Raw genomic sequence first — 25,111 nt, forward strand, 5'->3', positions numbered from 1 at the left:
TGCTGCAGCCGGTCATCATATATGATTCCGGAACTAAGACGCAGCTCACACATCGATGGTCTATTGAACTGAATCACCATCCATGTGCAATCTCTACCATCGCTTTACTAAGGAGTTCATAGTGCAGTTCCATCACAACGGCTACGTGTCCGAAGATCCGCGCGTTCATGAGGCCACCGGTTACGGCGTCGACCGCGCAGTAGAACTTCCCGATGAAATGGATGTACTCATCGTCGGCTCCGGTCCTGCGGGAATGATTGCAGCGGCCCAATTGGCCATGTTCCCGAGTGTCAATACCCGCATCATTGAGCGCCGCCCACAGCGACTTGAACTCGGGCAGGCTGATGGTATTCAGTCCCGTTCGGTTGAAACCTTCCAGGCCTTTGGATTCGCCAAGGAAATCACGGAAGAAGCCTACGAAATTACGGAGATGTCCTTCTGGAACCCAGATCCTGAGGACCGCTCGAAGATTGTCCGCGGCGCTCGCCCCATCGATGATGAGCATGGCATCTCGGAGTTTCCACACCTCATTGTGAACCAAGCACGCGTTCTGGATTATTTTGCCCGCTATGCCCACCGCGCACCGGGGCGCATCACGCCAGATTATGGCTGGACTTTCACTTCTCTCGAGGTAGGGGAGGGCGAGTACCCAGTCACCGTCCACCTTGAGGACGCAGACGGCAATCCACGCGACGTCCGCGCGAAGTACGTCGTGGGTTGCGATGGCGCACGCTCCCGGGTGCGTAAGTCCATTGGTCGTTCGTTGAAGGGCGACCAGGCTAACCACGCTTGGGGCGTGATGGACGTTGTGGTTGATACCGACTTCCCGGATTGGCGTACCAAGTGCGCAATTCACTCGAAGGCCGGCTCCATCCTGCACATCCCTCGCGAAGGCGGCTACCTCTGCCGTGTCTACGTTGACCTCGGAGTGGTTCCTGAGGATGACAACCACAAGGTTCGCGATACGCCCATTGAAAAGATCATTGAGAAGGCCAATGAGATTTACTCGCCTTATTTCATTGACGTCAAGATGGTGGCGTGGCACTCCGTCTACGAAGTGGGGCACCGCCTGGTTGATGCCTTCGATGACAACAACGATGACCCGCGCGTCTTCCTCACGGGAGATGCGTGCCATACCCACTCTGCCAAGGCGGGACAGGGCATGAACGTCTCGATGCAGGATGGCTTCAATATTGGCTGGAAGCTCGGGCATGTCCTCGACGGTCGCGCGCCCAAGGAGCTCCTGTCCACTTATCACGGTGAGCGCCAGCCGGCTGCACAGAATCTCATCAATTTTGACCGCGAGTGGTCCACCCTGATGGCTACCCCGACCGAGGAGCTCGATGACCCTCAGGCAGTGGAAAAGTACTACGTCGCTGCGGAAGAGTTCGCCGCTGGCATGATGACGCAGTATGACGAGAACCTGATTGTAGGCGATACCAAGCACCAAGCCCTGGCGGTAGGTTTCCCAGTTGGCAGGCGTTTTAAGTCCCTCGAAGTTCTGCGCCGCTGCGATGCCTTTGTGCAGCACCTAGGCCATCAACACACTGCCGACGGCCGCTACCGCATCTACGTCTTTGCTGATTCACCTAAGGCAGGGGAGAGCTCCGCGCTCAGCGCATGGGCAGAAAAGATTCCGGCAATTCTCGCTAAGTTCAATCCAGAGGGAGCCGATGAAAACACCTATTTCGATGTCAAGGTGATTTATCAGCAGACGAATCATCATGACTACGAGATCCTCGATGCGCCAGCCCTCTTCCGCCCGCGTAATGGCAAGTTCAACGTGCCCAATTGGGAGAACGTCTTCAACGCACTTCCAGACAAGGACATCTTCACCATGCGCGGCGTCTCCCGCGACGGCGCCGTAGTTATTGTCCGCCCGGACCAGTACGTGGGCGCGGTACTGCCGCTTGATGACGCCACTGCGGTGGAAGAGTATTTCGCCTCCGCACTCATCAAGCGAAGCTAAACCACGTTTCACGTGAAACGACTGTGGGCTCGGCTAATTGCCGGGCCCACCTTCACGTTATTAATCCTCATGCTGCCACAATGACGAGATCGGCAGCACGCGCACTGGAAAGCCATCCTGTTCCACCGTAACCGCACGTGACCCGTGATAGAGCACCACGCCCGCGCTACAACGCTCTTGGTGCTCCATACCGAATCTCAGAACGTTCTTCCACGCACGGGCATCAACGCTCAAAGCACTTTTAACCTCAACAGGCACTACACGCCCATCTGCTAGCTCGATGACGATATCAATCTCGATATCGCGTTTACGGTAGTGAGCAATCTTAAAACGCTCACGGGACCACGTTGCTTGTTTGAGCAACTCACCGCAAACAAATGCCTCAACGAGTGCGCCGTAATGTTCAAAGCCTCCAGCAACGCGTGATTTCTCGACGCTAAAGCCGGTAAGGAATGCAGCTAACCCTGTATCAGCGATACTGACCTTTGGCCGCTTGAGCGCCCTGCTGCTATAGCCCACACCCCACCCAGGCGTAATGTCGATGAGATACATCATCTCAGCCAACGTGAGATATTCGCCCAGCGAACTCTCGGCGATTCCAAGGCTTCGCGCTACTTTTGACTTCACCAACTCTGTTTGAGGCTGATTGGCTATGACCCGCAATAAGGTCTCAAGATATTGCGAAAAGCGGCTGCCGTTTCCAAGCTCTCGTGAATCATGCGTGGCAAGGCGCTCAACATAGGAGCCATACCATCGTTCCTGCCTTCGACGGTCGGACCTCTTTAATGGTTCTGGGTAGCCACCTGCAATGATTGCAGAACGCAGTTCATCCGGAGCTCCTCCAGCCTCAGTCCAGCGCTCTAGCCCTTGGTAGCCGTCAACAGCCCAGGCAACCCAATCCTCCGGTTGCTTTCGCTCGGCGATTTCCCCTTGGCTGAGGCCATAAACACGGAGGGACTCTGCCCGTCCAGCCAAGGAGTCCGACATTCCGGGCAGGCGAAGCAAATCGGAGGAACCTGTGATCGCAAACCGGCCAGGGCGACGATCACGGTCAATCGACGCTTTTAAGGCCAATGCTAATTCAGGAGCGCGTTGCGCTTCATCAATCACCAATGTGCGGGAGCCGGCTTGCTCGACAAATCCCGCCGGATCGTGCCGAGCGTAGTCTAAAGCTAACGCGTCATCGAGCGTAACGAAATGCGCTTCTTCCTCATTCAGTGCCTGGCGGAGAAGTGTGGATTTACCAACTTGCCGCGCACCTTGCACCACAAGAAGCGGGGAGTCCTCAAGGATTTCCCGCGCAATCGAAACCCCATGTCGTGGCACCTCATGTGTAAGCGTCATGTTTCGCATTTTAGCAGGTTAAAAGGCTACTCGAAGATTTACCGAAGTTTGCTCGAAGATTTACCAGCTCCTGCTCGAAGATTTTGCCAGCCAGTGTTTCACGTGAAACGCTAGCCTTATTGCAGCAGCGTCCTGTCGGACGTTGCTGCCTTAATCTTTGCGAACTCCGCCATGAGGTCTTCCACCGTCAGCTTGGCCTTCTGCTCCGCATCTGCTGAGTAGATAATCTGACCTTCATGCATCATGATGAGCCGATTGCCCACCTGGAGCGCCTGGGCCATATTGTGCGTCACCATGAGCGTGGTCAACTTGCCTTGCTCCACAATGCGCTTGGTCAAGTCAGTAACCAGCTCCGCACGTTGCGGGTCAAGGGCGGCCGTGTGTTCGTCGAGGAGCATCACGTCGGGGTGAGTAAACCCTGCCATAAGCAGTGACAGTGCTTGGCGCTGGCCACCAGACAGGAGGCCCACCTTGGTCCCTAGGCGCTTCTCCAAGCCCAACTCGAGGGTTTCCAATTGCTCGACAAAGATCTTTCGGCGCGAGGCGTTAAGGCCCAAACCAAGGCCGCGCTTCTTGCCGCGCAGGTAGGCGAGCGACAGGTTTTCCTCAATGGTGAGGTTGGGCGCGGTGCCGGCCATGGGATCTTGGAACACGCGGCCGACCTTCTGTGCACGTTTGTGCTCCGGCTGCGTCGTGACATTCTTTCCATGGATGGTAATCGTGCCGGAGTCCGGGATAAGGCGGCCCGAAATGGAATTCAGCAACGTGGATTTGCCCGCACCGTTGGAGCCGATCACGGTGACGAAATCACCGGGGGCGAGTTCCAGGGAGACGTCGCGAAGCGCACGGCGTTCATTAGCGGTGCCCGGGAAGAAGGTCTTCGACATGTTTTCGACGTTAAGCATGGGCCTTGGCCTTCCTTCCACCACGCACGCGCGTCAGGCGCGGAACCAACAGAGCAACGATGACCAATAGCGCGGTGATGAGCTTCATGTCATTCGGGTTGAGGCCCACCTGCAGGGCCGCAAAGATGATGAGGCGGTAAATCACGGAGCCGAGCGCCACAGCAACAACTGCCAACCAGAGGCGGGATTGGGGGAGTACCGCCTGGCCCAGAATGACAGAGGCAAGACCCACCAGGATGAGGCCGATGCCCATCGAGATATCCGCGAAGCCCTGGTACTGAGCAATGAGTGCACCGCACAGGCCCACCAGCCCATTGGACAGGGCCAGGGTCAGGATCTTGGTGAAGTCCGTGGACACACCAAAGGAGGTGATCATCTGCTGATTATCACCCGTGGCGCGCAGGGACATGCCCAAATCTGTGGAGAGGAACCACACAATGAGCAGGCACAGCGCCACCGCGCCCACAGCCAGCAAACCGACGCCCGCCCACGTGCCCATCACGGCATCGAGCGGGGTAAAAACTGAATCCTGGGTGAGCAGTGGCACGTTGGCGCTGCCCATGATGCGCAGGTTGATTGACCACAGGCCAATCATGGTGAGAATTCCCGCCAAGAGGCCATCGATGCGGCCCTTGGTGTGCAGCACACCTGTAATGCATCCGGCAATGAAACCAGCACAAAAACCTGCCAGCGACGCCAGGAAAGGGTTAACCCCCATTCGTAATAAGCACGCCGGCCGTCGCAGCCCCAGTGGTAAAGGAGCCGTCGACGGTCAGGTCGGGGAAGTCAAGGACGCGGAACGTCAGGTAGACGCCCACCGCCATGACTGCGTAAATCAGGCCTAGCTCAAGCGCACCGATCACAGCGTCTCAGCCTTTTCAAGGATCTCCTTCGGCACCTCAATGCCCTGTGCCATTACTGCTTCCTCGTTGATGACGTAGGTGTACTCGGAGGCAGTCTCCACCGGGGTCTCAGCTGGGTCGGCACCGTCCTGGAGGATGCGCAAAGCCATCTCGCCGGTCTGGCGACCCAGCTCCTTGTAGTCGATGCCGATGGTGGCAGCGGCACCGCCTTCAACGGCGCCAGAATCTGCAGCGATGACCGGGATGGTCTTATCATTGGCAACCTTGATGAGGGAGGAAATGCCGGAAACCACCATGTTGTCGGTAGGAATGTAGATGGCATCCACGTCACCCAGCGCCTCCACTGCCTGCGGAATCTCGGTCACGGAGGTGACAGTCTGAGACTTCACCTCGATTCCCTTGGGCTTGGCAGCCTCAGTGAGCTGTTCCACCTGGACCTTGGAGTTGACCTCGGCCGAAGAGTAGACCACGCCAACGCTCTTGGCTTCCGGGACGAGCTGGGTGATGAGCTCAACTTGCTCTTCAATAGGGGCAGCGTCGGAGGTACCAGTGACATTCTTTCCAGGCTTATCTACCGACTCCACAAGTTCTGCTTCGACGGGGTCCGTGACCGCGGTGAAAAGCAGCGGCTTGTCCTTAATGGACTTGCTCATGGCCTGGCCCGCTGGGGTAGCAATGGCTAGGTAGAGGTCGTGCTGCGCACTGGCCATTTGCTGCGAGATAGACACAGCGGTGGCTTGCTCACCATTGGCATTCTGGATGTCGAAATTCACGTCCACGCCAGCGTCCTCGAAGGCCGCCTGGAAACCTTCTGCCGCAGCATCCAGGGAGGGGTGCTGAACCAGTTGGTTGATACCGATGGAGTAGGAATCCCCACCTCCCGAATCGCCGCCGGCGCTATCCGACGATGACGAGCAGCCCACCAGGGCGGCAGCGCTCAGGGCGATGGCTGAGAGAGCAGCGGCAGTTTTAGAGAACATATCGGTCCTTTTCTACTCAAGAGTGACAGTAGTGACCGTTATTAAATCCTTTCTCTACCTTTCTAACCAGCGGTTTTATGAACATTTTTCTCAGGCGGGGGTGTTCTTAGACCTCCAAAAGCTATAGCGCTACAGTTTTAGAGTCACACATCACACCCGCTAGCTGCATGTTTCCTACCTCACTGTCCACTCCTTAGGTGCGCACTGCCGTGAGACCACGGGGGTACCCCGATTTCCGTTTACCTGTACGGCGGAAGGTATTGGTGTTAAAGTCAGTGCTGTGAAGAACACATCTAACCTTTGGTGGTGGCGCGCGTAACCCGCGGGCCTCGTTGTTCTCCCATCTTTTAGAAGCCCGCAGCTGCGGGCTTTTCGGCGTTTTTCTCTCCTCAGAGCTCGCGGCAGCACACAAAGCGTTAACGAAAGACACACATTATGCCGTTGAAACATAAGCCGCACAGTGCACAGCGCACACTGGCCTACACCCCTGATGCCGCTGCGCTCTTTGATGCCCTCGCCACGCCACAGGATTCCCTGCTCTTAGAATCCGCGGACATTGAGACCAAGAAGAACCTCACCTGCATCGCCATCACCCAGGCAGCTCTGAAGGTAGTGTGCCGCGGCCAAGAGGTCACCGCCACCGCACTGACGCCCTCCGGACGCATTCTTATCGACGACCTCCGCGAGGACTTCCACTCACGCATCACGAAGGATGCCGACGACAGCATCACCTTCCGCTTTGAGCTCTCCACCGAGCACGATGAGCGCGCCCGCTTGCGTGCCACCTCCACCGCTGATGTACTGCGGACGCTGCAGTTTAGCCGCCTCTACTCGGGGGAGATGCTGCCTTTCCTGGGCGGTGGTTTCGCCTTCGATTATGTCGACACCTTCGAGGAGCTCCCACCGGTTCCGGATGGCCCGAACGAGTACCCGGATTATGAGTTTCTCGTCGCCGAGCACGTCCTCACCGTGGATCATTTAACCCAGACGGCGAAGATTGAGGGGTGGGGCGTCGATAAGCACGTGCTCGAAGAAGAACTCGACCGCGCTGCACGTACCGCACCCCTCACCCCAGCCTCACCCGCACCGCTGGGCACCGTCGCCGCGCGCGCCAACATCGATGACGCTGCTTTCCGACGCCACGTGGAACACCTCCAAGGCAACGTCCATGCTGGCGATATTTACCAGGTCGTGCCTTCCCGCGCGTTCAGTATTGCGTGCCCCGATGCTTTCGCTGCCTACCGCACGCTGCGCGAGACCAACCCCTCGCCGTACATGTTCTACATTCGCGGTACCGACCACGAACTTTTTGGCGCCTCCCCGGAATCCAACCTCAAGTACACGGCCTCCGACCGGCAGGTGCAGCTCTATCCCGTCGCCGGCACCCGGCCGCGCGGAGCCACGCATGAGCTAGACATCCGCAACGAACTGGAGATGCGCACAGACTCGAAGGAGGTGGCCGAACACATCATGCTCGTGGACCTCGCGCGCAACGACCTCGCCCGCGTCGCGGTTCCCGGCACCCGCCACGTCGCCGAGCTGCTCCACGTGGACCGCTATTCCCGCGTCATGCACCTGGTCTCCCGCGTCGTGGCCACGCTGCACGAGGACTTCGACGCCCTCGATGCCTACCGCGCCTGCATGAACATGGGAACTCTTACGGGCGCACCGAAGCTGCGCGCAATGGAACTTATCCGCGAGACTGAAGGGACTCGCCGCGGCTCCTTCGGCGGCGCCATCGGCTACCTGCGCGGTGATGGCTCCATGGATAACTGCATTGTCATCCGTTCCGCCTACGTCAAAGATGGCACGGCCGTCGTCCAGGCGGGCGCCGGTGTCGTCCGCGATTCCGTCCCCCAGTCCGAGGCCGATGAGACGGTCCATAAGGCCTACGCGGTCCTCAGCGCCATCGCCCAGGCACACCACGCATCCTTGGAGGTCATCCGATGAAACCCCACGTAGTCCTCATTGATAACCACGATTCCTTCGTCTACAACCTCGTCGATGCACTCGCCGGCTATGACACCACCGTCTTCCGTAACTCGGTCCCGGTGGAGGAGGTCCTCGCCGCTTCGCCCGACATCATTGTTCTTTCCCCCGGTCCCGGTCATCCCCGTGATGCCGGAACGATGATGCAGCTTATCGAGTCCTCCCTCGGCCGCATCCCCATCCTCGGCATTTGCCTGGGTTTCCAAGCCTTGCTGGATCACTTCGGCGGTACCGTCGAGCCGTGCGGCCCCGTCCACGGATCCTCCGTGCCTATGACCTTGACCAATGCTGGTGCGCGCCACCCAGTCTTTCAGGGCCTAGCCATCGACTCCGAACCGGATAACCCCAACTACGTGGGCCGCCTCGTCCCCGTGGCGCGCTATCACTCCTTGGGCTGTGCCAACATCCCCGGCCAGATGCGAAGCCTGGCCGAAACCGACACCGACATCGGTCCGGTCACCATGGCGGCGGAGACTCTCGACGGTAGCGCCATTGGCCTCCAGTTCCATCCCGAGTCGCTCCTCACGCCCACCGGACCAATCATGATTGAACGCTGTATCGAACAACTTTCATCCCGCCCCACAATGGAGGAGGTCAACTAATGCCACATCATACGTCCCTAGAGACGCTTAAAGCCTATCTTGATATCTCCGAGCCCACCCTCGATGAAGCCATCGAGGTCTTCACTCCGCTGACGATGGGGGAGTATGACGATATCCATATCGCTGCTCTGCTGACTCACATCCGTACCCGCGGCGAAACTTTCGCCGACGTTGCCGGCGCCGCCCGTGCCTTCCTCCATGCCGGGCGCCCCTTCCCGGTCACCGGAAAGGGCCTCATGGATACCGCGGGAACTGGCGGTGATGGTGCCAACACCATCAACGTCACCACCGGTGCCTCCCTCGTAGCCTCCGCCGGGGGAGTGAGGATGGTTAAGCACGGGAACCGCTCCGTCTCCTCCAAGTCCGGCTCCGCCGATGTCCTCGAAGCACTGGGCATCCCGCTCGACCTCGACCCCGACCGTGCCGTCCGCCAACTGGAGGCGTCGAACTTCACGTTCCTCTTTGCCCCGGCCTACAACCCGGCCGTTGCCCACGTGCAACCAGTGCGCAAAGGCTTGGGCATTTCCACCATCTTCAATACCCTTGGGCCGTTGCTGAGCCCCGGCCGACCTGAAACTCAGATCATGGGCATTGCCAACCCCGCCCAAGGCCAGCTCATCGCGGAAGTGTTGAAGGAGCTCGGCCGCAGCCGCGCACTCGTATTCCACGGTGCTGGTACCGATGAAATCGCCGTACACGGAACCACCCAGGTGTGGGAGCTTCGCGACGGTACCATCAGCCACTACGAGCTCACGCCGGAAGCCCTCGGCATTTCCCGCCACGGACTCTCCGATCTCGCGGGCGGCAATGGAGAGGAGAATGCCCAAGCGCTCCGCGATATCTTCGCCGGCACCGGAAAACCTGCCCATCACGACGCCATCGCTGCTGCCGCGGGAGCCATGTTCTACCTCAATGGCACTAGCGACTCGATTTCCGAAGGTGTTTCCCACGCCAGCCAGCTCATCAAGGACGGCACCGTTGCCGCTTGGCTCACGAAGCACGAGGAGGCGAACTATGGCTCTGCCGACCGTGCTTGAGGGGATCGTCGCCAAGCGCCGCACCCATCTCCCCGCCATCCGTGAGCGCCTTGCCCACGTGGATCTCGACGCCCTCCCGCGTTCCGAGCGCTCCTTCTATGATGCTCTCAACGGCACCAACCGCTTTATCATGGAGTGCAAGTCCGCCTCTCCTTCGCTGGGCCTTATCCGCTCCCACTACGAGCCGGGCACCATTGCGCGGATCTACTCACGCTATGCTTCCGCGATCTCCGTACTCTGTGAACCCGAGCGTTTCGGCGGCGACTACGACCACCTCCAAACCGTAGCCCTCTCAACCCACCTGCCGGTGCTGTGCAAGGACTTCATCATCGACCCCATCCAGGTCTATGCTGCGCGGTACTACGGCGCGGATGCCATCCTTCTCATGATGTCCATCGTCGATGACGAGACGTACGGTGAACTCAAGCAGCTTGCCGACGCCCTCGGGCTCGACGTCCTCACCGAAGCCCTCACCGAGGAGGAAGTAGCCCGTGCAGTGGCCTTCGGCGTGGACGTCATCGGCATCAACAACCGAAACCTGCATGACCTCACGATTGACGTGGGCCGCACCGCACAACTGGCGCCCCTGGTTCCGGAAGGCAAGGTTGTTGTGTCCGAGTCCGGAATTCGCAACAACCACACCGTCCGCCAGCACGGCGCCCACGCCAACGCTTTCCTTGTCGGTTCGCACCTCACCGGGACACCCGACATCGACCGCGCCGCCCGCGAACTCGTCTTTGGCAGCAACAAAGTCTGCGGCCTCACCACCTGGTCCGCTGCGCAAACCGCTCGCGCGGCCGGCACGGTGTACGGCGGGCTTATCTTCGAGGATGCCTCCCCGCGCAATGTTTCACGTGAAACCGCGCTTGACATTATCGCTCATGAACCCGACCTCACCTATGTCGCGGTCTCCCGCCGAACCACCGGTTGGGAAGAGCTCGCCCTTGACGGCATTGACTGCTTCCAAATCCACGCGCCGTACCAAGGAAGCACAGACGCCGAGCGTGAACTCATCAACTCCGTCCGCGCGGTAGCGGGGGAGAGGCAGGTGTGGCGCGCCATCGACATGACCGCCCCACACGGCCCCAGTCTCGCCGCCGCGCTTGCCGACGCCGCCGATATCCTCATCCTCGATTCCGGCTCCGGAGGCACCGGAACCTCCTTCGACTGGTCGACCATCCCTGACACCGTAAAGGAGAAATCACTGCTCGCCGGCGGACTCAACCCATCCAACCTCACCGAGGCACTCCGTGTCGGGACCGTCGGCCTCGACCTCAATTCGGGACTCGAGATCAACGGCCGCAAGGACGCTGGCCTCATCGCCCAAGCCTTCAACCTTATTCGTCACTTTATGTATTAACCCCCGACCCAAAGGACCATCATGACCACTCCACACGAATCCCGGGAGACACTTCTTCCCGCCTACTTTGGTGAGTTCGGCGGACAGTTTGTCCCCGAGTCGCTCATCCCTGCCCTCGACCAACTCGAGCAAGCCTTCGTCGATGCACAGAATGACCCCTCCTTCCGTGAGGAACTTTCTGGCTACCTCCGTGACTACCTCGGCCGCCCCACCCCTCTTACTGAGGCCACCAAACTTGGCGGCAAGGCACGCATCTTCCTTAAGCGCGAAGACCTGGTTCACGGCGGCGCCCACAAGACCAACCAAGTCATCGGCCAAGCCCTCCTGGCAAAGCGCATGGGCAAGACCCGCATCATTGCCGAAACCGGCGCTGGCCAACACGGAACCGCCACAGCCCTCGCCTGTGCGCTCCTCGATCTCGAGTGCGTCGTGTACATGGGCGCCAAGGACGTCGCCAGGCAGCAGCCCAATGTCTACCGCATGGAACTGATGGGCGCGAAGGTTATCCCCGTCGACTCCGGCTCGGGCACACTCAAGGACGCGGTGAACGAGGCCCTCCGTGATTGGACTGCCACCTTCCACGAGTCCCACTACCTCCTCGGTACCGCTGCGGGACCGCATCCATTCCCGACGATCGTGCGCGAGTTCCACAAAGTGATCTCCGAAGAAGCCAAGGCCCAAATGATTGAACGCACGGGCGGGCTTCCCGACGTCGTCGTGGCCTGCGTCGGCGGCGGTTCCAATGCCATCGGCATGTTCGCGGATTTCATCGATGAGGAATCCGTTGAGCTCGTAGGCGCAGAGCCTGGGGGAGAGGGACTCGATTCCGGCTGCCACGGCGCCACGATTAACAATGGCACCATCGGCATCCTCCACGGCGCACGTTCCTACCTCATGCGGAACTCTGAGGGCCAAGTGGAAGAATCCTATTCCATCTCTGCCGGCCTCGACTATCCGGGCGTCGGCCCGCAGCACGCCCACCTTTCTCAGACGGGCCGCGCGACGTACGTCGGTATCACCGACGCCGAAGCCCTTGAAGCCTTCCAGCTCCTCAGTCGTCGCGAAGGAATCATCCCTGCTCTCGAGTCCTCCCATGCCCTGGCCTACGCCCTCAAGCGCAAGGATGAAGACATCACCATCCTCGTCTCCCTGTCCGGCCGTGGCGACAAAGACATCGACCACGTCCGACGCACCCTCGACGAACAACCCGAACTCAAGCTCCCGGAGGATCACTAATGAGCCGCTACGAGAAACTCTTTTCCACACTAGCCTCGCGCAATGAAGGCGCATTTGTCCCCTTCATTATGCTTAGCGACCCCGACCCAGACACCGCCCTGACCATCGTCCGGGCAGCCGTCGCCGGTGGGGCCGACGCTCTGGAGCTCGGAGTACCATTCTCCGACCCGGTAGCCGACGGCCCCACCATTCAGGCCTCACACATTCGCGCCCTCGCGGGAGGTGCCACTGTCGATTCCGCGCTTAGCCAAATCCGCGAGATTCGCGCTGAGTTTCCGGATCTTCCCATCGGCATGCTCATTTACGGCAACGTGCCCTTCACCCGCGGCCTCGATACCTTTTACTCCGAGTTCCAAGAGGCAGGCGCCGACAGCATTTTGATTCCCGACATCCCCGTCCGCGAAGGCGCCCCCTTCGTCGCTGCTGCTGACAAGGCCGGTATTGACCCGATCTTCATCGCACCCGCACAAGCCTCCGAGCAGACCCTCGCCGGCGTAGCCAAATTTTCAAAGGGCTATATCTACGCCATCTCGCGCGATGGTGTCACCGGTACCGAGAAGGAGTCTGAGACCCAGGGGCTCGATGAGGTCGTCGCAAACGTCACTCGCTTTGGCGGTGCTCCCATTCTCTTGGGCTTCGGCATTTCCACGCCACAGCACGTCGCCGACGCGATTGCCGCTGGTGCCGTCGGCGCAATTACCGGTTCCGCCCTGACCAAAATCGTCGACGCACACCTCGACGACAACTGCAAACCAACGCCAGGGCTTTCCGACGCCGTCACCGCTTTCGTTTCCGACATGAAGGCCGCCACCAAACGCGCCGACTAGTACAACATTGCGCCTAAGGCCTCCTCTCCATCCGCTTGGAGCAGGGGGCCGTTTCACGTGAAACACTGCGCAACTGGTACATGGACATCTGCATCTGCCACTCGCTTGAGCAATCCTTTCTCCTACCGTCGTCCCAGACGACGGTTCTCCGTTAAGCCACATCGGTGAATCAGCGTGCCGCCTGCGTCGTCAGCGACGACGATCCGCATTTTCCTCTCCCCATATGGCGCCGCCACCTTTTCGTCGTCTATGGCGACGAAGAAGCTTTGTCCTAGGGCAGACAATCGTCCCGCCGGCGTCGTCGTTTCTAACGACGATAGGAAAAGCACCAACCCCAAGCCTCTGCATTCCGCCGGGATCCTAGCCACTCATCATCGTCGTCTAGTTCGACGAACAAGCCAGCCTCATCTTCGCACTAACCCTCTAGAAGGGAATATCGTCACCGGTGGTGTTGTCGCGGTCTGCCGGGTCGGTCATATCAAAGACTTCCACGATCTCACCGTTATCCAACTCCACCTTTAATGCTTTGGCATCCTCATGCATCTTCGCTCGATGCGCCATAACATCCTCAGCAATAGTGCGAGCCCACCTACGCATCGATGGTGCAAGCGGGCCTGTGGCTTGTGTGGTCACCCAACTGCCATCAGCCAACAGCCACACCACATCACCGGTAACGGGATCCAAAATATAAAAGGCCCTGCCCTCGGTCTTCATATTGTGATGACGCTGGCACAAACACACCAAATTATCTGGATGTGTTGGCCCACCCTCGGCATAATCAATCCGATGATCTAGCTGACACATCCACGCTGGGACATCACAGTTGCCAGCCCGACACGTCCCATCACGCCCCTCAACGTACTTACGCACAAAATCAGACGGACGATAAGAATCAGACGCTTCTGGCACCCGGCTTAAATCCCGCTCCACAACCTTGGCCGCTGGTATATCCTCACCACGCCACCCATGGCCCTGAACAAAGACCGGTGCCCCCTCCACATCAGACGCCTTATAAGTATGCACCACCACTTTGCCAACCTCCGGCTCCACCGCACCTGTCAACAACAACACCATGGCATCCGCCATCGACACCTCATGGTTTCTGGCGGTTTCTTTAATAATCTCGTCAATGACCACACCCACAGTGGAATCAACCTCTAACTCAAGAAAAGCCCGCTGGCCTCGAGTAAGGATGGAATACCGGTTCTTTTTACGCGTATCACGAAATGCTACTGAATCATCTAAGACTTTGGCGATATCACGCACCCGGCGCCGAATCTGACTCGCTGTCGGAAACACCTGATTAGGCCGCTTCGGTACAAACCAGCGCGAAAGCTTCTCATCAATTTCTGCCACCACCGCCCTAGTCGGATGCCCCAGCTTTGACATCACCTCATCAATCGCTACCAGCGACGCCATATCCAACAACGCTTTAGAATCCTGCAGCGCCTTGACCTTCGGTAATTCTTCAAGCCGCAGAACCCCCATCACATTCTTAGCGACTTGCCTGGCCGTCTTGGCAGTCTTGACCGAAAGCTTCATCACTTCACTATCAGAATCAGCCTCCAAAGCCGGAAGATTATGTAACCAAAACTCGTACTCCGCGCGCCGCAGAAACATCCCCGCAACACATACCGGATCATCAGGATTCGAATGAGAAAAATACGCCAAAGGAACAGAAGTAGTTGTTGTTGTGGTTGCCACCATAAGTGACCCACCCCTTAAAGACTAGAACATACGAACATGATTTCTAGTCACAACACTACCCATCCGCCCCGACACCACACCAGACCCCACAACACGCCACCAAACCTAGACCAAAACAACACACCCATTCGAACACACTCTTGCCAACACCACATATAGACGGCGAATTATCAAACACCCCACACCACACTGTGACAAACGCCACACAATAGAAACCAGAAATGGAGTTGGGGGAGGCGTCGCTAAGCACTGTGTTGACTACACCATCGAACAAACCCAAAGCGATCGACAGAGCTTCACGGTTAAGCCGGAAAACGACTGAACCCCCAACCCGTCGGGGAAGGGGGCGGGAGTTTCACGTGAAACTTAAGCCGTAGCGACCTCTCCGTCGACGGCCTCGGCCTCCGGTTCAGAATCGATGCCGTCGATCTTGTCGCGAGCGAAACGATCAACAATCATGGCGATAGCGCCGTCGCCGGTGACGTTAGCCGCGGTACCCACGGAGTCGATGGCAATGTATGCAGCAATCATCAGCGCCACCATGGAATCGTCAAAGCCCATATTGGACTGCAAGAGACCCACAGCCACCATGACAGCGCCGCCGGGGACGCCCGGTGCCGCAATCATCATAATGCCCAGTAGAAGGATGAAGCTCAATGCCTTTCCTAGATCCCCTTCCATGTCAGGTGCCATAAAGACGATAGCGAAGGCATACAGCGTCAGTTTCATCATCGAACCGGACAAGTGAATGGTGGCGCAGAGTGGAATGACGAAGCCGGCAACCGGCTTGGAAATGCCGTTCTTCAGAGCGGAATCAAGGGAGACCGGAATGGTCGCGGCGGAAGACGAGGTACCCAACGCTGTGAAGTAAGCGGGCGCCATATTCTTCATTGCCGTGAACGGATTCTTCCCTGCAATGGCACCGGCTACTAGGTACTGGAATACCAAGTACACCAGCGTCATCACCACTGAGAGCAAGAGCACCTTGGCAAAGGCAACGATGACCGTGCCGATGTTGCCGTTCATACCCAGGGTCAGGAAGATACCGAAAATGTAGATCGGTAGCAATGGAATGACGAAACCCCAGATAACCTTGATAACGACTCCTTCGAACTCTTTCGAGAGGGTGTAGAGGTTATCGGACTTCACCGTTGTCATCGCCACACCAACACAGAAGGAGAGAAGCAGCGCCGTCATCACCTCGAACGGTGCCGGCATCAAAACCTCGAAGTATGGCTCGAGGGCCCCTTCATCAATATCAGCAACATCGGTATTGAGCGTTTGGCCCTTGAGCATCACGGGATAAAGTACCTGGGTCAGCCCATAGGCCACCAGGCCCGAAACGATGGTGGAACCGTAGGAAATACCTGCAGTAATGCCAAGCCACTTACCTGCGCCGCGACCAAGACCAGCAATAGCGGGTGCCACGAGGGCAAAAATCAAAACTGGGATAAAGAAGCCCAAGAAATTAGAGAACAGCCCGTTGAAGGTGGCGAAGGTTCTACCGAACCATTCGGGTGCAAACTGGCTAGCAATGATGCCCAAGATAATCGCCACGATGATCTTGAACAACAGAGAGTTGAGAACACTCTTGAATGACATGATTGATTCTTTTCTATGGTTGGAACCACGTGGATTTCCATCGCTAGGTAATGAGCGCTTTATTATCTACCGAGCGACACGAAATGTATATTACAGGAGCGCCCTCATAATTTGAACCGGCTTCTCGCTTGGCAGCGGGAGAGATAGACTAGTGCACATGCTCGTAGTCGGAATCCTCTTCTTCATCCTCGCCGCAGTTCTTGTGATCGTGGGCGGTCTCGCATCGCTGCGCAAGCTTCCAGGCAATAGTGTCGTCGGCCTGCGCCTAGCGGAAATTCGCAAAAGTAAGGAAGCGTGGGATAATGCACACGCCGTTGCAGGACCTTTTTGGGCACTCGGCGGGGTAGCGCTCATCTTCGGAGGCTTCGTAGCACTGAGGGCCGAAGGCTGGATGTGGCTTATCCCCGCCGCGACGTTCATCGTTGCGGTATTACTGCTTTCCGTCGGCTCCAACATGGGTGCCCGCGCAGCCTACTTGTGGGATCAAGCGCACAAAGATGATGAGGGCTGCGGGGATTCCTGCACTTGCGGCGACGATGGTTGTGGGGATGATGCACCGCCGGCAGTCGATGTCTCCGCGGTCCGCGCGGCTGCCAAACACTCCGATGAGCAAAAGAATGTTTAAGGCACAGTGACGTAACGCCATTAGGTTCTGGATGGACGCGTTTACGTCACAACGAAATTATAGTTGGACTTTTCTGATGGTAGGCCCGCGCGATCATCGGGAAGGTCCTTTTTGTGTATCTGGTCACGAGCTGTCAAGATGACCAGAGGTAAGTGGGAGACTTGAGCTTGCGCGTGACAATGATGGGGGTTGCAGAGGACGATGGTCTTTATGACTAACAGACAGCGAACCAAGACTCTTCAGATTGTCGCCGCAGCGGCGTTGAGCCTCACGGTCCTGGGCACCGGCGCCTCCTACGCTATGGCCGTCGATCCACGTGGTGCGAAATCGGTAGCACAGGCTGGAACGATCTACAGCGACGTAGGAACCTCATATGGCTCCTACGATTTTAGCGGCAGCACCGAACGTGAGGTTCCCGTGTGGAAGGGAGAGATCGGATAAGGTAGGGCCCATGACTACGTGTTCTCGCCGCCTGTTCCTCCTCGGCTCCGCCACCACCTTCGCAGGCGCATACCTCGCCGCCTGCGGAAAGCAGCCCTCAGCTGAAATCGCCGCCACCGAGATTCCGGTTGGGTCTGCCATCATCGTGGACAAGGTGATTTTTGCCCAACCGACCGAAGGCGAGTTCAAGGCCTATTCCCAAACCTGTCCGCACCAGCAATCCCTCATTACCAAGATTGAAGGGATGACGGCGACGTGCACGAGCCACTATTCGAGCTTCGACCTGTCTACAGGTGAAGTCACGGGCGGCCCAAGCCCGAAGCCACTCACGGAGTACGGCGTTGAAAACGACGGCGGAACGGTAAGGAACGTCAGCAGCTAACGCCGCGGCAGCGTTTCACGTGAAACATATGAGGGGCGTCTACACTCTGATATATGCTTGAGCGTCTTAAAAACCTCGACCCCCTCATTCTCCTCATCCTGTGCGCCGTCGCGATTGCGATTGCGTTCCCCGCCCGTGGCGAATTCGCGGATACCTTCGATGTCCTCACCAATATCGGCATCGCGCTCCTTTTCTTTCTATACGGAGCACGACTCTCTACGCGTGAGGCGATTAATGGCATCAAGCACTGGAAACTGCATCTCACCATCCTCGCGTTTACCTTTGCTGTATATCCCCTTATCGGTCTTGCCCTGAGACCCCTCACAGCCTTCATGCCCAACGACCTCTATTTGGGCATCTTGTACCTCACGCTTGTGCCATCGACCGTGCAGTCCTCTGTCGCATTCACGTCCGTCGCGAAGGGTAATGTCGCCGGCGCGATCGTGTCTGCATCGGCGTCAAACTTGGCAGGCGTCATCCTCACCCCACTTCTCGTTATGGCACTCATGGGTGCAGGAGACGGTATCCACATCGACAGCTCAGTCTTCCTCGAAATCTCAATGCTCTTGCTCCTGCCCTTCGCGCTGGGCCAGCTCACACGGAGATGGGTCGGCAAGATTGCAGCGAGTAAGGCCACAAAAGTGGTGGACCGAGGTTCCATCGCCATGGTCGTCTACGCAGCCTTTTCAAAAGGAATGGTGGACGGCATGTGGTCGCAGATTAGTGTCTGGCAAATCCTTTTCCAAATACTCTTCTCCACGGTCTTCGTGTTGTTCATGCTGTGGCTCACCAAGGTTGTCAGCCAGAAACTCGGTTTCAACCGTGAAGATACGATTGCTATCCAATTCTGCGGCTCGAAGAAGTCACTAGCCACGGGCCTGCCGATGGCCTCGGTCATTTTTGCTTCCGGTAGCACGTCTCTAGGACTGCTCATCCTCCCGCTCATGATTTACCACCAAGTGCAGCTCATGATCTGCGCGTCTGTGGCATCGCGCTATGCGCGGGTAGAGTGAGGCACCATGAAAACCCTCTATGTTCGAACAACCCTGACCGTCCCAGGGGCCGGTACTGCTATCCACATTGCAGAGATGCAGGAAATTAGTGACACCGCCTGTTCCATGCAGCGCATCATAGCGCTCGCGCCCGATGACTCCATCGCGGGTGCAGCGACCCCCCATGCGTCGGTAGGCAATGCAGATATCCCACAGCAGGTGGTCCCGCACCCCAATACCTACGATGAATTCCCGGATATTGAGGCAGAGTTTGTCAGCGCCCTCCAGTTTCACTCCCTGTGGACCGAAGCTACCGCCCTCTACGGCGAGGTTTAGAAGACCACGTTCGCAAGGAGCATGTAGAACGCGGTTCCACCGAAAATGGAAAGGCCGGAGTTTCGACGCCACAGGTGAAGACCCGCGGTAAAAGCAGCTCCGGCCAGGGGCGCGATGGGGCTTCCCATGTCACGGGATGCACCAAATAAGGTATAGACCACCAAAACGGTCATAACTCCTACCGGCATCGTGAAGCCCAACATTGAAATGAACTGGCTGCCCTTAAGGGCTTTGACAAAGGCAAAAGGCAACCAACGCAGCAGCACCGTCACGATGCCAACGGGAATAAGAACCGCCAGAATCGCGGAAAGGGTCACTCCGGCTGGCACGATGCCTCCTTACGCAGGACCATCGCGGAATCCAGGCGCGGGGAGAGGTAGCGTGCGACGAGCATGAGGAAGTACGCAGTCAGCGCCACCATGAGGAGCTGACCGGGGAAGAGGAATCCGGCAAGGATGCCCAGAGCCGCCGACAACGGAAGCGAGTAGTCCTTGTTGTTCTGGAAGGAATCAATAGCCAGGACAACGAACAAAGCGACAAGGGCGAAATCGAGGCCCTTCACCGAGGGCGGAAGGGCTTGACCCGCCAACGCACCGATGATTCCGGAACCCACCCACAGGACTTGGCAGAACAACTGCACCGAGAACACAAAGGTGCCACGTGGCCGCGAGTTTCGGGGGAGGGCGGAGATGACGGCGTAGGATTCGTCGGTAAGCGCATAGGTGGAGTAGGCACGGCCGAGTGGACTGCGGATCGCATCCCGCGGAAAGGTAAGGCCATAAAAGAGGTGCCGGAAGTTCACCATGAAACCGGTAAGTGCCGCGACCCCCGGGGTAAATCCGCTGGTGACCATAGATATTGCCAGAAATTCCATGGAACCGGCGTAAATAACGATGGAGAAGACTGGGGTCCACCACCAGTCGAACCCGGTTTGAACCATGAGCACACCGAAGGCCAGGCCGAGCGGAACCACGCCCACCGCGATGGCCATGCAGGTCTTCACTGCCGCAGCTATCTCCGAACGCATGGAGAAAATGTTAGTTCACGGTGCGTTGCGAGGGCCTAATTATCTTCGTCGATGTAGCGCGGGAAGGTAGAAAAGAGCGGCAACGGCATGGCCTGGCGCTTCATGACGTCCGACCATGTGTCGGTCGAGCCAGAAGACACCACGTCTTGGGGAAGGGCGGGGGCAACGTACCACTCGCCGCGATCGATTTCCTCATCGAGCTCGCCGGGGCCCCACTCGAAACGACCGACGAAGAGCCGCATGCCGTCAACCAGTTCGATCACGGCATCGGGGCCCACGCGCAAATCAACAAGCGCCACACGCGGAGCGAGACGGCTCAGCGAAGGCTGCTTCTCAATGTCCACGCCTTGGCGCGTCATGGCCACACCAATGGCTGCCTGCTGATTATGCGGGCCACCGATGTAGAGGGCCTGAGGTTTGGCCACCACAGGTAACCACTCCGGCATGACGTTAAAGACGGCCATCTCGGAGCGCTTGGTCAGGTCCACACCATACGTGCGACCAGCATGTTGCTCCGTGATGAGGACAACGGAGCGGTTGTAGTGCGGCACGAGGATATCGGGAGCAGCAACAAGCAGCTGGCCAGGGGCTGGGTCGTTGCGCTCGAGGGCGTTGAAGAGTCTATCTGCGTACATCCCTATCTAGAATTCCACCACTCGCGCAGCTTCGCAATAGCAACGTCGCGCTCCAGAGGACCTTCTTCGAGGCGAAGCTCCTTGAGGTAGGACCACGCCTGGCCCACTTCCGGGCCGGGCTGGAGACCGAGGATCTCCATGATCTCGTTGCCATCAAGGTCAGGGCGCACGCGGGCGAGATCTTCCTTCGCCGCGATATCCGCGATGCGTTCCTCCAGCTCATCATAGGTACGCTGAAGGCGGCGGGCCTTACGTGCGTTGCGGGTGGTGCAGTCGGCGCGCACCAGCTTGTGCAGGCGCGGAAGCAAATCCCCGGCATCGGTGACATAGCGGCGCACAGCGGAGTCAGTCCACTGGCCATCACCGAAACCATGGAAACGCATGTGCAGGTACACCAGCTGGCCGATGTCCTCCGTTACGGCCTTGGGGAACTTCAGCTTGCGCAGGCGCTTGCGGGTAAGCTTCGCGCCCACGACCTCGTGGTGGTGGAAGCTCACCTTGCCGTCGGTAGTGTCTCGGGTATCGGGCTTGCCAATGTCGTGCAGCAGGGCGGCCCACCGAAGAATGAGATCGGGACCGTCTTCCTCCTGCTCCATGGCCTGGCGCAGCACGGTGAGCGAGTGGGCATACACGTCCTTGTGCTGTGCATGCTCGTCGGGAGCCATGCGCAGGGCCGGAATCTCCGGGAAGATGTAATCCGCAATGCCAGTCTCCACGAGCAGGTCAATGCCCTTCCACGGCGCGGTGCCACAGATAAGTTTGTTGAGCTCGACCTGCACGCGCTCCACGGTAATGCGCTGGATTTCGCCAGCCATGTCGGTCATGGCGTCGCGCACGCGCTTGGCGACGTCAAACTCGACCTGCGCCGCGAATCGTGCCGCGCGGAGCATGCGGAGGGGATCGTCGTGGAAAGAAATCTCAGGCGCGTCCGGGGTATCGAGGATGCGGTCCGCCAGGTGCTTGAGGCCTCCCATCGGGTCGTGGAACTCACGGGTACCGTCGGGTCGCAGCTCAATAGCCATGGCATTGACCGTGAAATCGCGTCGCACGAGATCGCCTTCGAGGGTATCGCCGTACACGACCTCGGGGTTGCGGGAATCACCGTCGTAGCTGTCGGAGCGGAAAGTGGTGATCTCGATCTGCTGGCCCTTATACGCAGCGGAGACGGTCCCGTAGTCGATGCCGGTGTCCCAGACGGTCTCTGCCCATTCCTCGAGGATGGAGTAGACCACGTCCGGGCGAGCCGGGGTAGTGAAGTCGAGGTCGTTGCCCAGGCGGCCTAGGAGTGCGTCGCGGACGGAGCCGCCGACGAGGTAGAGGGGGGCGTCGTGAAGCGCAAAGCGATCCACCAGCCCCTGGAGGAGGCCACTGAGCTGGTTGAGGGAGGCGTCTGCGCGGGCGAGAACGCCGATTAGCTGAGTGTCCTGAAAATTCACGGATCGAAGTCTACTACGATTAGCAGGGATGACTAAGAACACGCCAGGACCCAAGCGCCGTCGCCGACGGGGCTCGGGTAACCGGAACCGCCGCTCGGGACGCCCGCAGCGCACGTCCACCAACCGCATGACCACGCGGGATGAGACGTCTGCGGGCGGTCTTGTCGTGTCTGGATTGGCCGAGGCCGTGGGTGAGGACGGCAACGTGGACCTCTCCCAGATTTATGTCGCGCTCATTGGCCGGCTGGATCGTCGCGGCCGCCTGCTGTGGTCCATGCCGAAGGGCCACGTGGAAAATGACGAGCCCAAGGAGCTCACCGCCGAACGCGAGGTGTGGGAAGAGACCGGAATCCACGGCAAGGTCTTCGCCGACCTGGGCATGATTGATTATTGGTTCGTCTCCGATGGCGTCCGTATTCACAAAACCGTGCACCATCATCTGCTGCGCTTTGAGGACGGCATCATGAATGATGAGGACCCGGAGGTCACCGAGGTCTCCTGGATTCCCGTCTCTGAGCTCATCGAGCACCTTGCCTATGCGGACGAGCGCAAACTCGCGCGCATTGCCCATGACCTCCTGCCGGATCTCGCGCGAAAGGAAGCCGCCGCAGGAAAGGCGACCCCACGGTGAGCCGGCAAGGGTGGCGCATAGCGCTGGCTGCGGCGCTAGCGCTCGGGGGCCTCGCACCGGTGGCACAGGCAGAAACCCCCGACGACAGCCTGGCGGATTCGCAGTATTGGCTGGGCTCCCGAGGCCCTGATGAGCTGGAGCTCAGCCTGCTCAGCGCCACCGAGACGCGCGTAGGGGAGACCGGTGAGGTCACGCTGCGTATCCATAACCCAACCGACAGCGCAGTGGACAACCTGCAGGTGACAACCCGACGCAGCGATGCGGTGGGCTCGACCACGCAGGCCCGCCAAGAGCTGGCTGCGGGTTCCTTTCCTTATTATGGCCCCTCCATCACGGCCGGCGAGCTCAAGCCAGGGGAGAGTCGCGACGTCACCGTTGCCGTACCTACGGCATTGGGGGAGGATTCCACGCTCGCCATTACGGAACCCGGCGCGTACCCGCTGCTCTTTACCCTGACCGGCACTCGTGATGGCCAGGCGGCGAGCTTTGCGGAGGAGCGGACGATCCTGGATTTTCAGGGAGACCGGGAAGCCCCAGAGAAACCTCGCGCCTTTTCCCTTATTTATCCACTCACCGCACAGGTTGACGTGGTGCCGGGTGATACGGGCGGCCAGGATCTCATTCTGGAAAGCGAGCATCTGCCGCAGCAGATGGCACCGGGTGGGCGTTTGGACCAGTTGCTCGACGCCTACCTGGAGCACGATCTGCACGGTTCCGGGTGTGTGGCGGTGGACCCGGCGCTTGTCGACGCCGCCGACCGCATCGCCTCCGGCTACACCGTCCACGAGACCCGGCCTTCCATCGCGCAGCGCCCGAAGCGCTTACGTGATTCTTGGTTCTCCGGTTCTGATTCGGATCGCGGTGAACCGGGAACCGGCTCCGAAGACGCTGCCGCTTGGCTGGAAAAGCTCAAGAGTGTGGATTGCCGCATGCTTCTTCCGTGGGCCAATGCCAATACGGATGCCGTGGCTCGCGTGGGCAATGAGTGGCTCACGCATGAGGCCGTGGAGAAGGGCCAGGAGACCGTCGAGCGGGTGCTGGGAGCTCCTCTCAACACGACGCTCACCGCACCAGCCGCGGGCACGAGTGAGCATAAATTCACCGTGCCGTTTCTTCTTGCGGATAACTCCGCGTGGGCTGGGGAAGCAGTGACGTTCGACGCCTCCCTGGGCGCCCTGCTTGCCCAAACCGGGGCGTACCCGCAGACGACGGGCTATTCCAACCCGGAACTGCGCTATGACTTTGCAGAGGACTCGGAGCAGGCAAGGGCGCTGACGGCGGGGGCGTCGATAAGCGTGGCGGCACACGAAGCGGAGCAGGCCAGTGAAGGTGAGCGCGACGGTGTGGTGGCCAAGCTGCCGAACTACCAGGATCCCGCCGCCGCACGCGCCGTGGTGGAAGCCGCGCAGCGTTTGCTGGACTCAGGGCACATGACGCCGCGGCCCGTCACCTCACTGCCGATGGAGACCAGCGAGGGCGAGCCTGGTAGCCCGTATACCAACCCTGCGGCCTTCCACGACGCGGAAATCACGCAGGTCAGGCAACAATCACGCTACACGGATGAGCTCATGTCCATCATGGTCAACGACCCCGGCATCGCCATGACGCGCTACCAATTCACGGTGCCGCTGCGCCGAGACCTCCTCGCCGTGCTGAGTGATACCGGCCGCACCAGCCTGCGCGGCTTCCGCCCGGCGGTGGAGGGCAGCCGCACACGCTTGGAGAAGAACGCAGATACGCTGCGTGAGCTGCGCGCCTCGGTCTCACTGATCCCGCCAGGCAATGTCTACACGCGTGTCTCGGAGTCCTCACCGCTACTCATCGTGGCGGAGAATGGGCTGCCGCTGCCTGTCGACGCCCACCTGGCCTACGACGCCCCTGACGGTTCTACACTCAACACACCAGACTCGGTTCACATCCCGGCCAAGGGATCCATTACCGTGTCCATGACCGCTGACCTGCCCAGCGACGCCGACCGTACGTCCCTGCGACTGTGGCTGGCAACGCCCAGTGTGCCCACCGATCCCGATGGGCACCTGATTTCGGATCCTATCGATATCACCGTGCAGACGCGGGCCGGTATCGTTAGCGTCTATGGAGCCGGCATCGCCGCCGCGCTCGTTCTCGTCCTAGCCGCACTGTTCCGGCTGGGTAAGCGGAAGAAAAAGAACACTCACGGATAGTT

At 59.1% G+C, this 25,111-nt stretch carries 23 protein-coding genes and 1 pseudogene; 14 read left to right on the forward strand and 10 right to left on the reverse strand.

From position 1 onward, the window contains the following. The first annotated feature begins 121 nt into the window (after nt 1-121). Complete coding sequence (locus I6J26_RS05770) at nt 122-1,969, forward strand: FAD-binding monooxygenase (protein WP_115024173.1); 1,848 nt, start codon at nt 122-124, stop codon at nt 1,967-1,969. Nucleotides 1,970-2,029: 60 nt separating this feature from the next. Here the strand turns inward: I6J26_RS05770 and I6J26_RS05775 are convergent, their stop codons facing one another. From I6J26_RS05775 to I6J26_RS05790, 4 genes and pseudogenes are all read right to left on the reverse strand, one after another. Continuing rightward, nucleotides 2,030-3,313 carry an ATP-binding protein gene (locus I6J26_RS05775; protein ID WP_115024175.1) on the reverse strand — a complete coding sequence of 428 codons (1,284 nt, stop codon included), beginning with the start codon at nt 3,311-3,313 and terminating at the stop codon, nt 2,030-2,032. Between the two features lie 116 nt (nt 3,314-3,429). Then, entirely contained in the window at nt 3,430-4,218 is a 789-nt protein-coding gene (locus tag I6J26_RS05780; RefSeq protein ID WP_115024177.1) for an ABC transporter ATP-binding protein, read from the reverse strand. Next, nucleotides 4,211-5,081 (reverse strand): annotated as a pseudogene (locus tag I6J26_RS05785) (ABC transporter permease). Before I6J26_RS05785 ends, I6J26_RS05780 begins: the two are co-directional and overlap by 8 nt. Continuing rightward, on the reverse strand, nt 5,078-6,061 hold the full coding sequence (locus I6J26_RS05790) for an ABC transporter substrate-binding protein (protein ID WP_181815417.1): 984 nt from the start codon (nt 6,059-6,061) through the stop codon (nt 5,078-5,080). The pseudogene I6J26_RS05785 and the gene I6J26_RS05790 overlap by 4 nt, the downstream one beginning before the upstream one ends. 435 nt (nt 6,062-6,496) lie before the next feature. On the opposite strand from I6J26_RS05790, the gene I6J26_RS05795 reads away from it, so the two are divergent. The 6 genes from I6J26_RS05795 to trpA are packed head-to-tail and all read left to right on the forward strand — an operon-like array spanning nt 6,497 to nt 13,112. Further along, entirely contained in the window at nt 6,497-8,011 is a 1,515-nt protein-coding gene (locus I6J26_RS05795; protein WP_115024179.1) for an anthranilate synthase component 1, read from the forward strand. Beyond that, nucleotides 8,008-8,652 (forward strand): anthranilate synthase component II, encoded by a 645-nt coding sequence (locus I6J26_RS05800; RefSeq protein ID WP_115024182.1) that lies wholly within the window; start codon nt 8,008-8,010, stop codon nt 8,650-8,652. Before I6J26_RS05795 ends, I6J26_RS05800 begins: the two co-directional genes overlap by 4 nt. After that, nucleotides 8,652-9,689, forward strand: a complete 1,038-nt coding sequence (gene trpD, locus I6J26_RS05805) for an anthranilate phosphoribosyltransferase (protein WP_204084471.1) — start codon at nt 8,652-8,654, stop codon at nt 9,687-9,689. Before I6J26_RS05800 ends, trpD begins: the two co-directional genes overlap by 1 nt. Beyond that, a complete protein-coding gene (gene trpCF, locus I6J26_RS05810) occupies nt 9,667-11,049 on the forward strand; it encodes a bifunctional indole-3-glycerol-phosphate synthase TrpC/phosphoribosylanthranilate isomerase TrpF (RefSeq protein ID WP_115020811.1) in 1,383 nt (460 codons plus the stop codon). Before trpD ends, trpCF begins: the two co-directional genes overlap by 23 nt. A gap of 21 nt (nt 11,050-11,070) precedes the next feature. Beyond that, entirely contained in the window at nt 11,071-12,285 is a 1,215-nt protein-coding gene (gene trpB / locus I6J26_RS05815) for a tryptophan synthase subunit beta (protein ID WP_115020814.1), read from the forward strand. Continuing rightward, complete coding sequence (trpA, locus tag I6J26_RS05820; RefSeq protein WP_115020816.1) at nt 12,285-13,112, forward strand: tryptophan synthase subunit alpha; 828 nt, start codon at nt 12,285-12,287, stop codon at nt 13,110-13,112. The genes trpB and trpA overlap by 1 nt, the downstream gene beginning before the upstream one ends. 423 nt (nt 13,113-13,535) lie before the next feature. On the opposite strand, the gene I6J26_RS05825 is transcribed toward trpA, so the two are convergent. Together I6J26_RS05825 and I6J26_RS05830 are read right to left on the reverse strand one after the other, a co-directional pair. Further along, nucleotides 13,536-14,819, reverse strand: a complete 1,284-nt coding sequence (locus tag I6J26_RS05825; protein ID WP_239121855.1) for an HNH endonuclease signature motif containing protein — start codon at nt 14,817-14,819, stop codon at nt 13,536-13,538. Nucleotides 14,820-15,185: 366 nt separating this feature from the next. Then, nucleotides 15,186-16,421 carry a dicarboxylate/amino acid:cation symporter gene (locus I6J26_RS05830; RefSeq protein WP_115020818.1) on the reverse strand — a complete coding sequence of 412 codons (1,236 nt, stop codon included), beginning with the start codon at nt 16,419-16,421 and terminating at the stop codon, nt 15,186-15,188. A 157-nt stretch (nt 16,422-16,578) separates the two neighbouring features. Here I6J26_RS05830 and I6J26_RS05835 point away from each other — a divergent pair, with 157 nt between their 5' ends. From I6J26_RS05835 to I6J26_RS05855, 5 genes are all read left to right on the forward strand, one after another. Beyond that, a complete protein-coding gene (locus I6J26_RS05835) occupies nt 16,579-17,046 on the forward strand; it encodes an SdpI family protein (protein WP_115020820.1) in 468 nt (155 codons plus the stop codon). A gap of 210 nt (nt 17,047-17,256) precedes the next feature. Continuing rightward, nucleotides 17,257-17,487: a hypothetical protein gene (locus I6J26_RS05840; protein WP_147279298.1), complete on the forward strand. Its 231-nt coding sequence runs from the start codon at nt 17,257-17,259 to the stop codon at nt 17,485-17,487. 10 nt (nt 17,488-17,497) lie between these two features. Continuing rightward, nucleotides 17,498-17,869, forward strand: coding sequence for a Rieske (2Fe-2S) protein (locus I6J26_RS05845; RefSeq protein ID WP_115020824.1), 372 nt, complete (start codon nt 17,498-17,500; stop codon nt 17,867-17,869). A 53-nt stretch (nt 17,870-17,922) separates the two neighbouring features. Next, a complete protein-coding gene (locus I6J26_RS05850; RefSeq protein WP_115020826.1) occupies nt 17,923-18,882 on the forward strand; it encodes a bile acid:sodium symporter family protein in 960 nt (319 codons plus the stop codon). Nucleotides 18,883-18,888: 6 nt separating this feature from the next. Continuing rightward, nucleotides 18,889-19,197: a hypothetical protein gene (locus tag I6J26_RS05855; protein WP_115020828.1), complete on the forward strand. Its 309-nt coding sequence runs from the start codon at nt 18,889-18,891 to the stop codon at nt 19,195-19,197. On the opposite strand, the gene I6J26_RS05860 is transcribed toward I6J26_RS05855, so the two are convergent. From I6J26_RS05860 to I6J26_RS05875, 4 genes are read right to left on the reverse strand one after another with little or no spacing between them, the layout of a single operon-like run. Then, a complete protein-coding gene (locus I6J26_RS05860; protein WP_115020830.1) occupies nt 19,194-19,526 on the reverse strand; it encodes a branched-chain amino acid transporter permease in 333 nt (110 codons plus the stop codon). The two genes, I6J26_RS05855 and I6J26_RS05860, sit on opposite strands and share 4 nt — an antisense overlap. After that, nucleotides 19,511-20,224, reverse strand: coding sequence for an AzlC family ABC transporter permease (locus I6J26_RS05865; RefSeq protein WP_115020832.1), 714 nt, complete (start codon nt 20,222-20,224; stop codon nt 19,511-19,513). The genes I6J26_RS05860 and I6J26_RS05865 overlap by 16 nt, the downstream gene beginning before the upstream one ends. Nucleotides 20,225-20,259: 35 nt before the next feature. Then, nucleotides 20,260-20,859, reverse strand: a complete 600-nt coding sequence (locus I6J26_RS05870; protein ID WP_115020834.1) for a YqgE/AlgH family protein — start codon at nt 20,857-20,859, stop codon at nt 20,260-20,262. Nucleotides 20,860-20,861: 2 nt separating this feature from the next. Next, nucleotides 20,862-22,295: a CCA tRNA nucleotidyltransferase gene (locus tag I6J26_RS05875; RefSeq protein WP_115020836.1), complete on the reverse strand. Its 1,434-nt coding sequence runs from the start codon at nt 22,293-22,295 to the stop codon at nt 20,862-20,864. A 28-nt stretch (nt 22,296-22,323) separates the two neighbouring features. On the opposite strand from I6J26_RS05875, the gene I6J26_RS05880 reads away from it, so the two are divergent. Next, complete coding sequence (locus I6J26_RS05880; RefSeq protein ID WP_115020838.1) at nt 22,324-22,926, forward strand: NUDIX hydrolase; 603 nt, start codon at nt 22,324-22,326, stop codon at nt 22,924-22,926. After that, complete coding sequence (locus I6J26_RS05885) at nt 22,923-25,109, forward strand: hypothetical protein (RefSeq protein ID WP_115020840.1); 2,187 nt, start codon at nt 22,923-22,925, stop codon at nt 25,107-25,109. Before I6J26_RS05880 ends, I6J26_RS05885 begins: the two co-directional genes overlap by 4 nt. Nucleotides 25,110-25,111: the final 2 nt, after the last annotated feature.

This window comes from Corynebacterium minutissimum, from assembly GCF_016889765.1.
Lineage (GTDB): Bacteria > Actinomycetota > Actinomycetes > Mycobacteriales > Mycobacteriaceae > Corynebacterium > Corynebacterium minutissimum_B.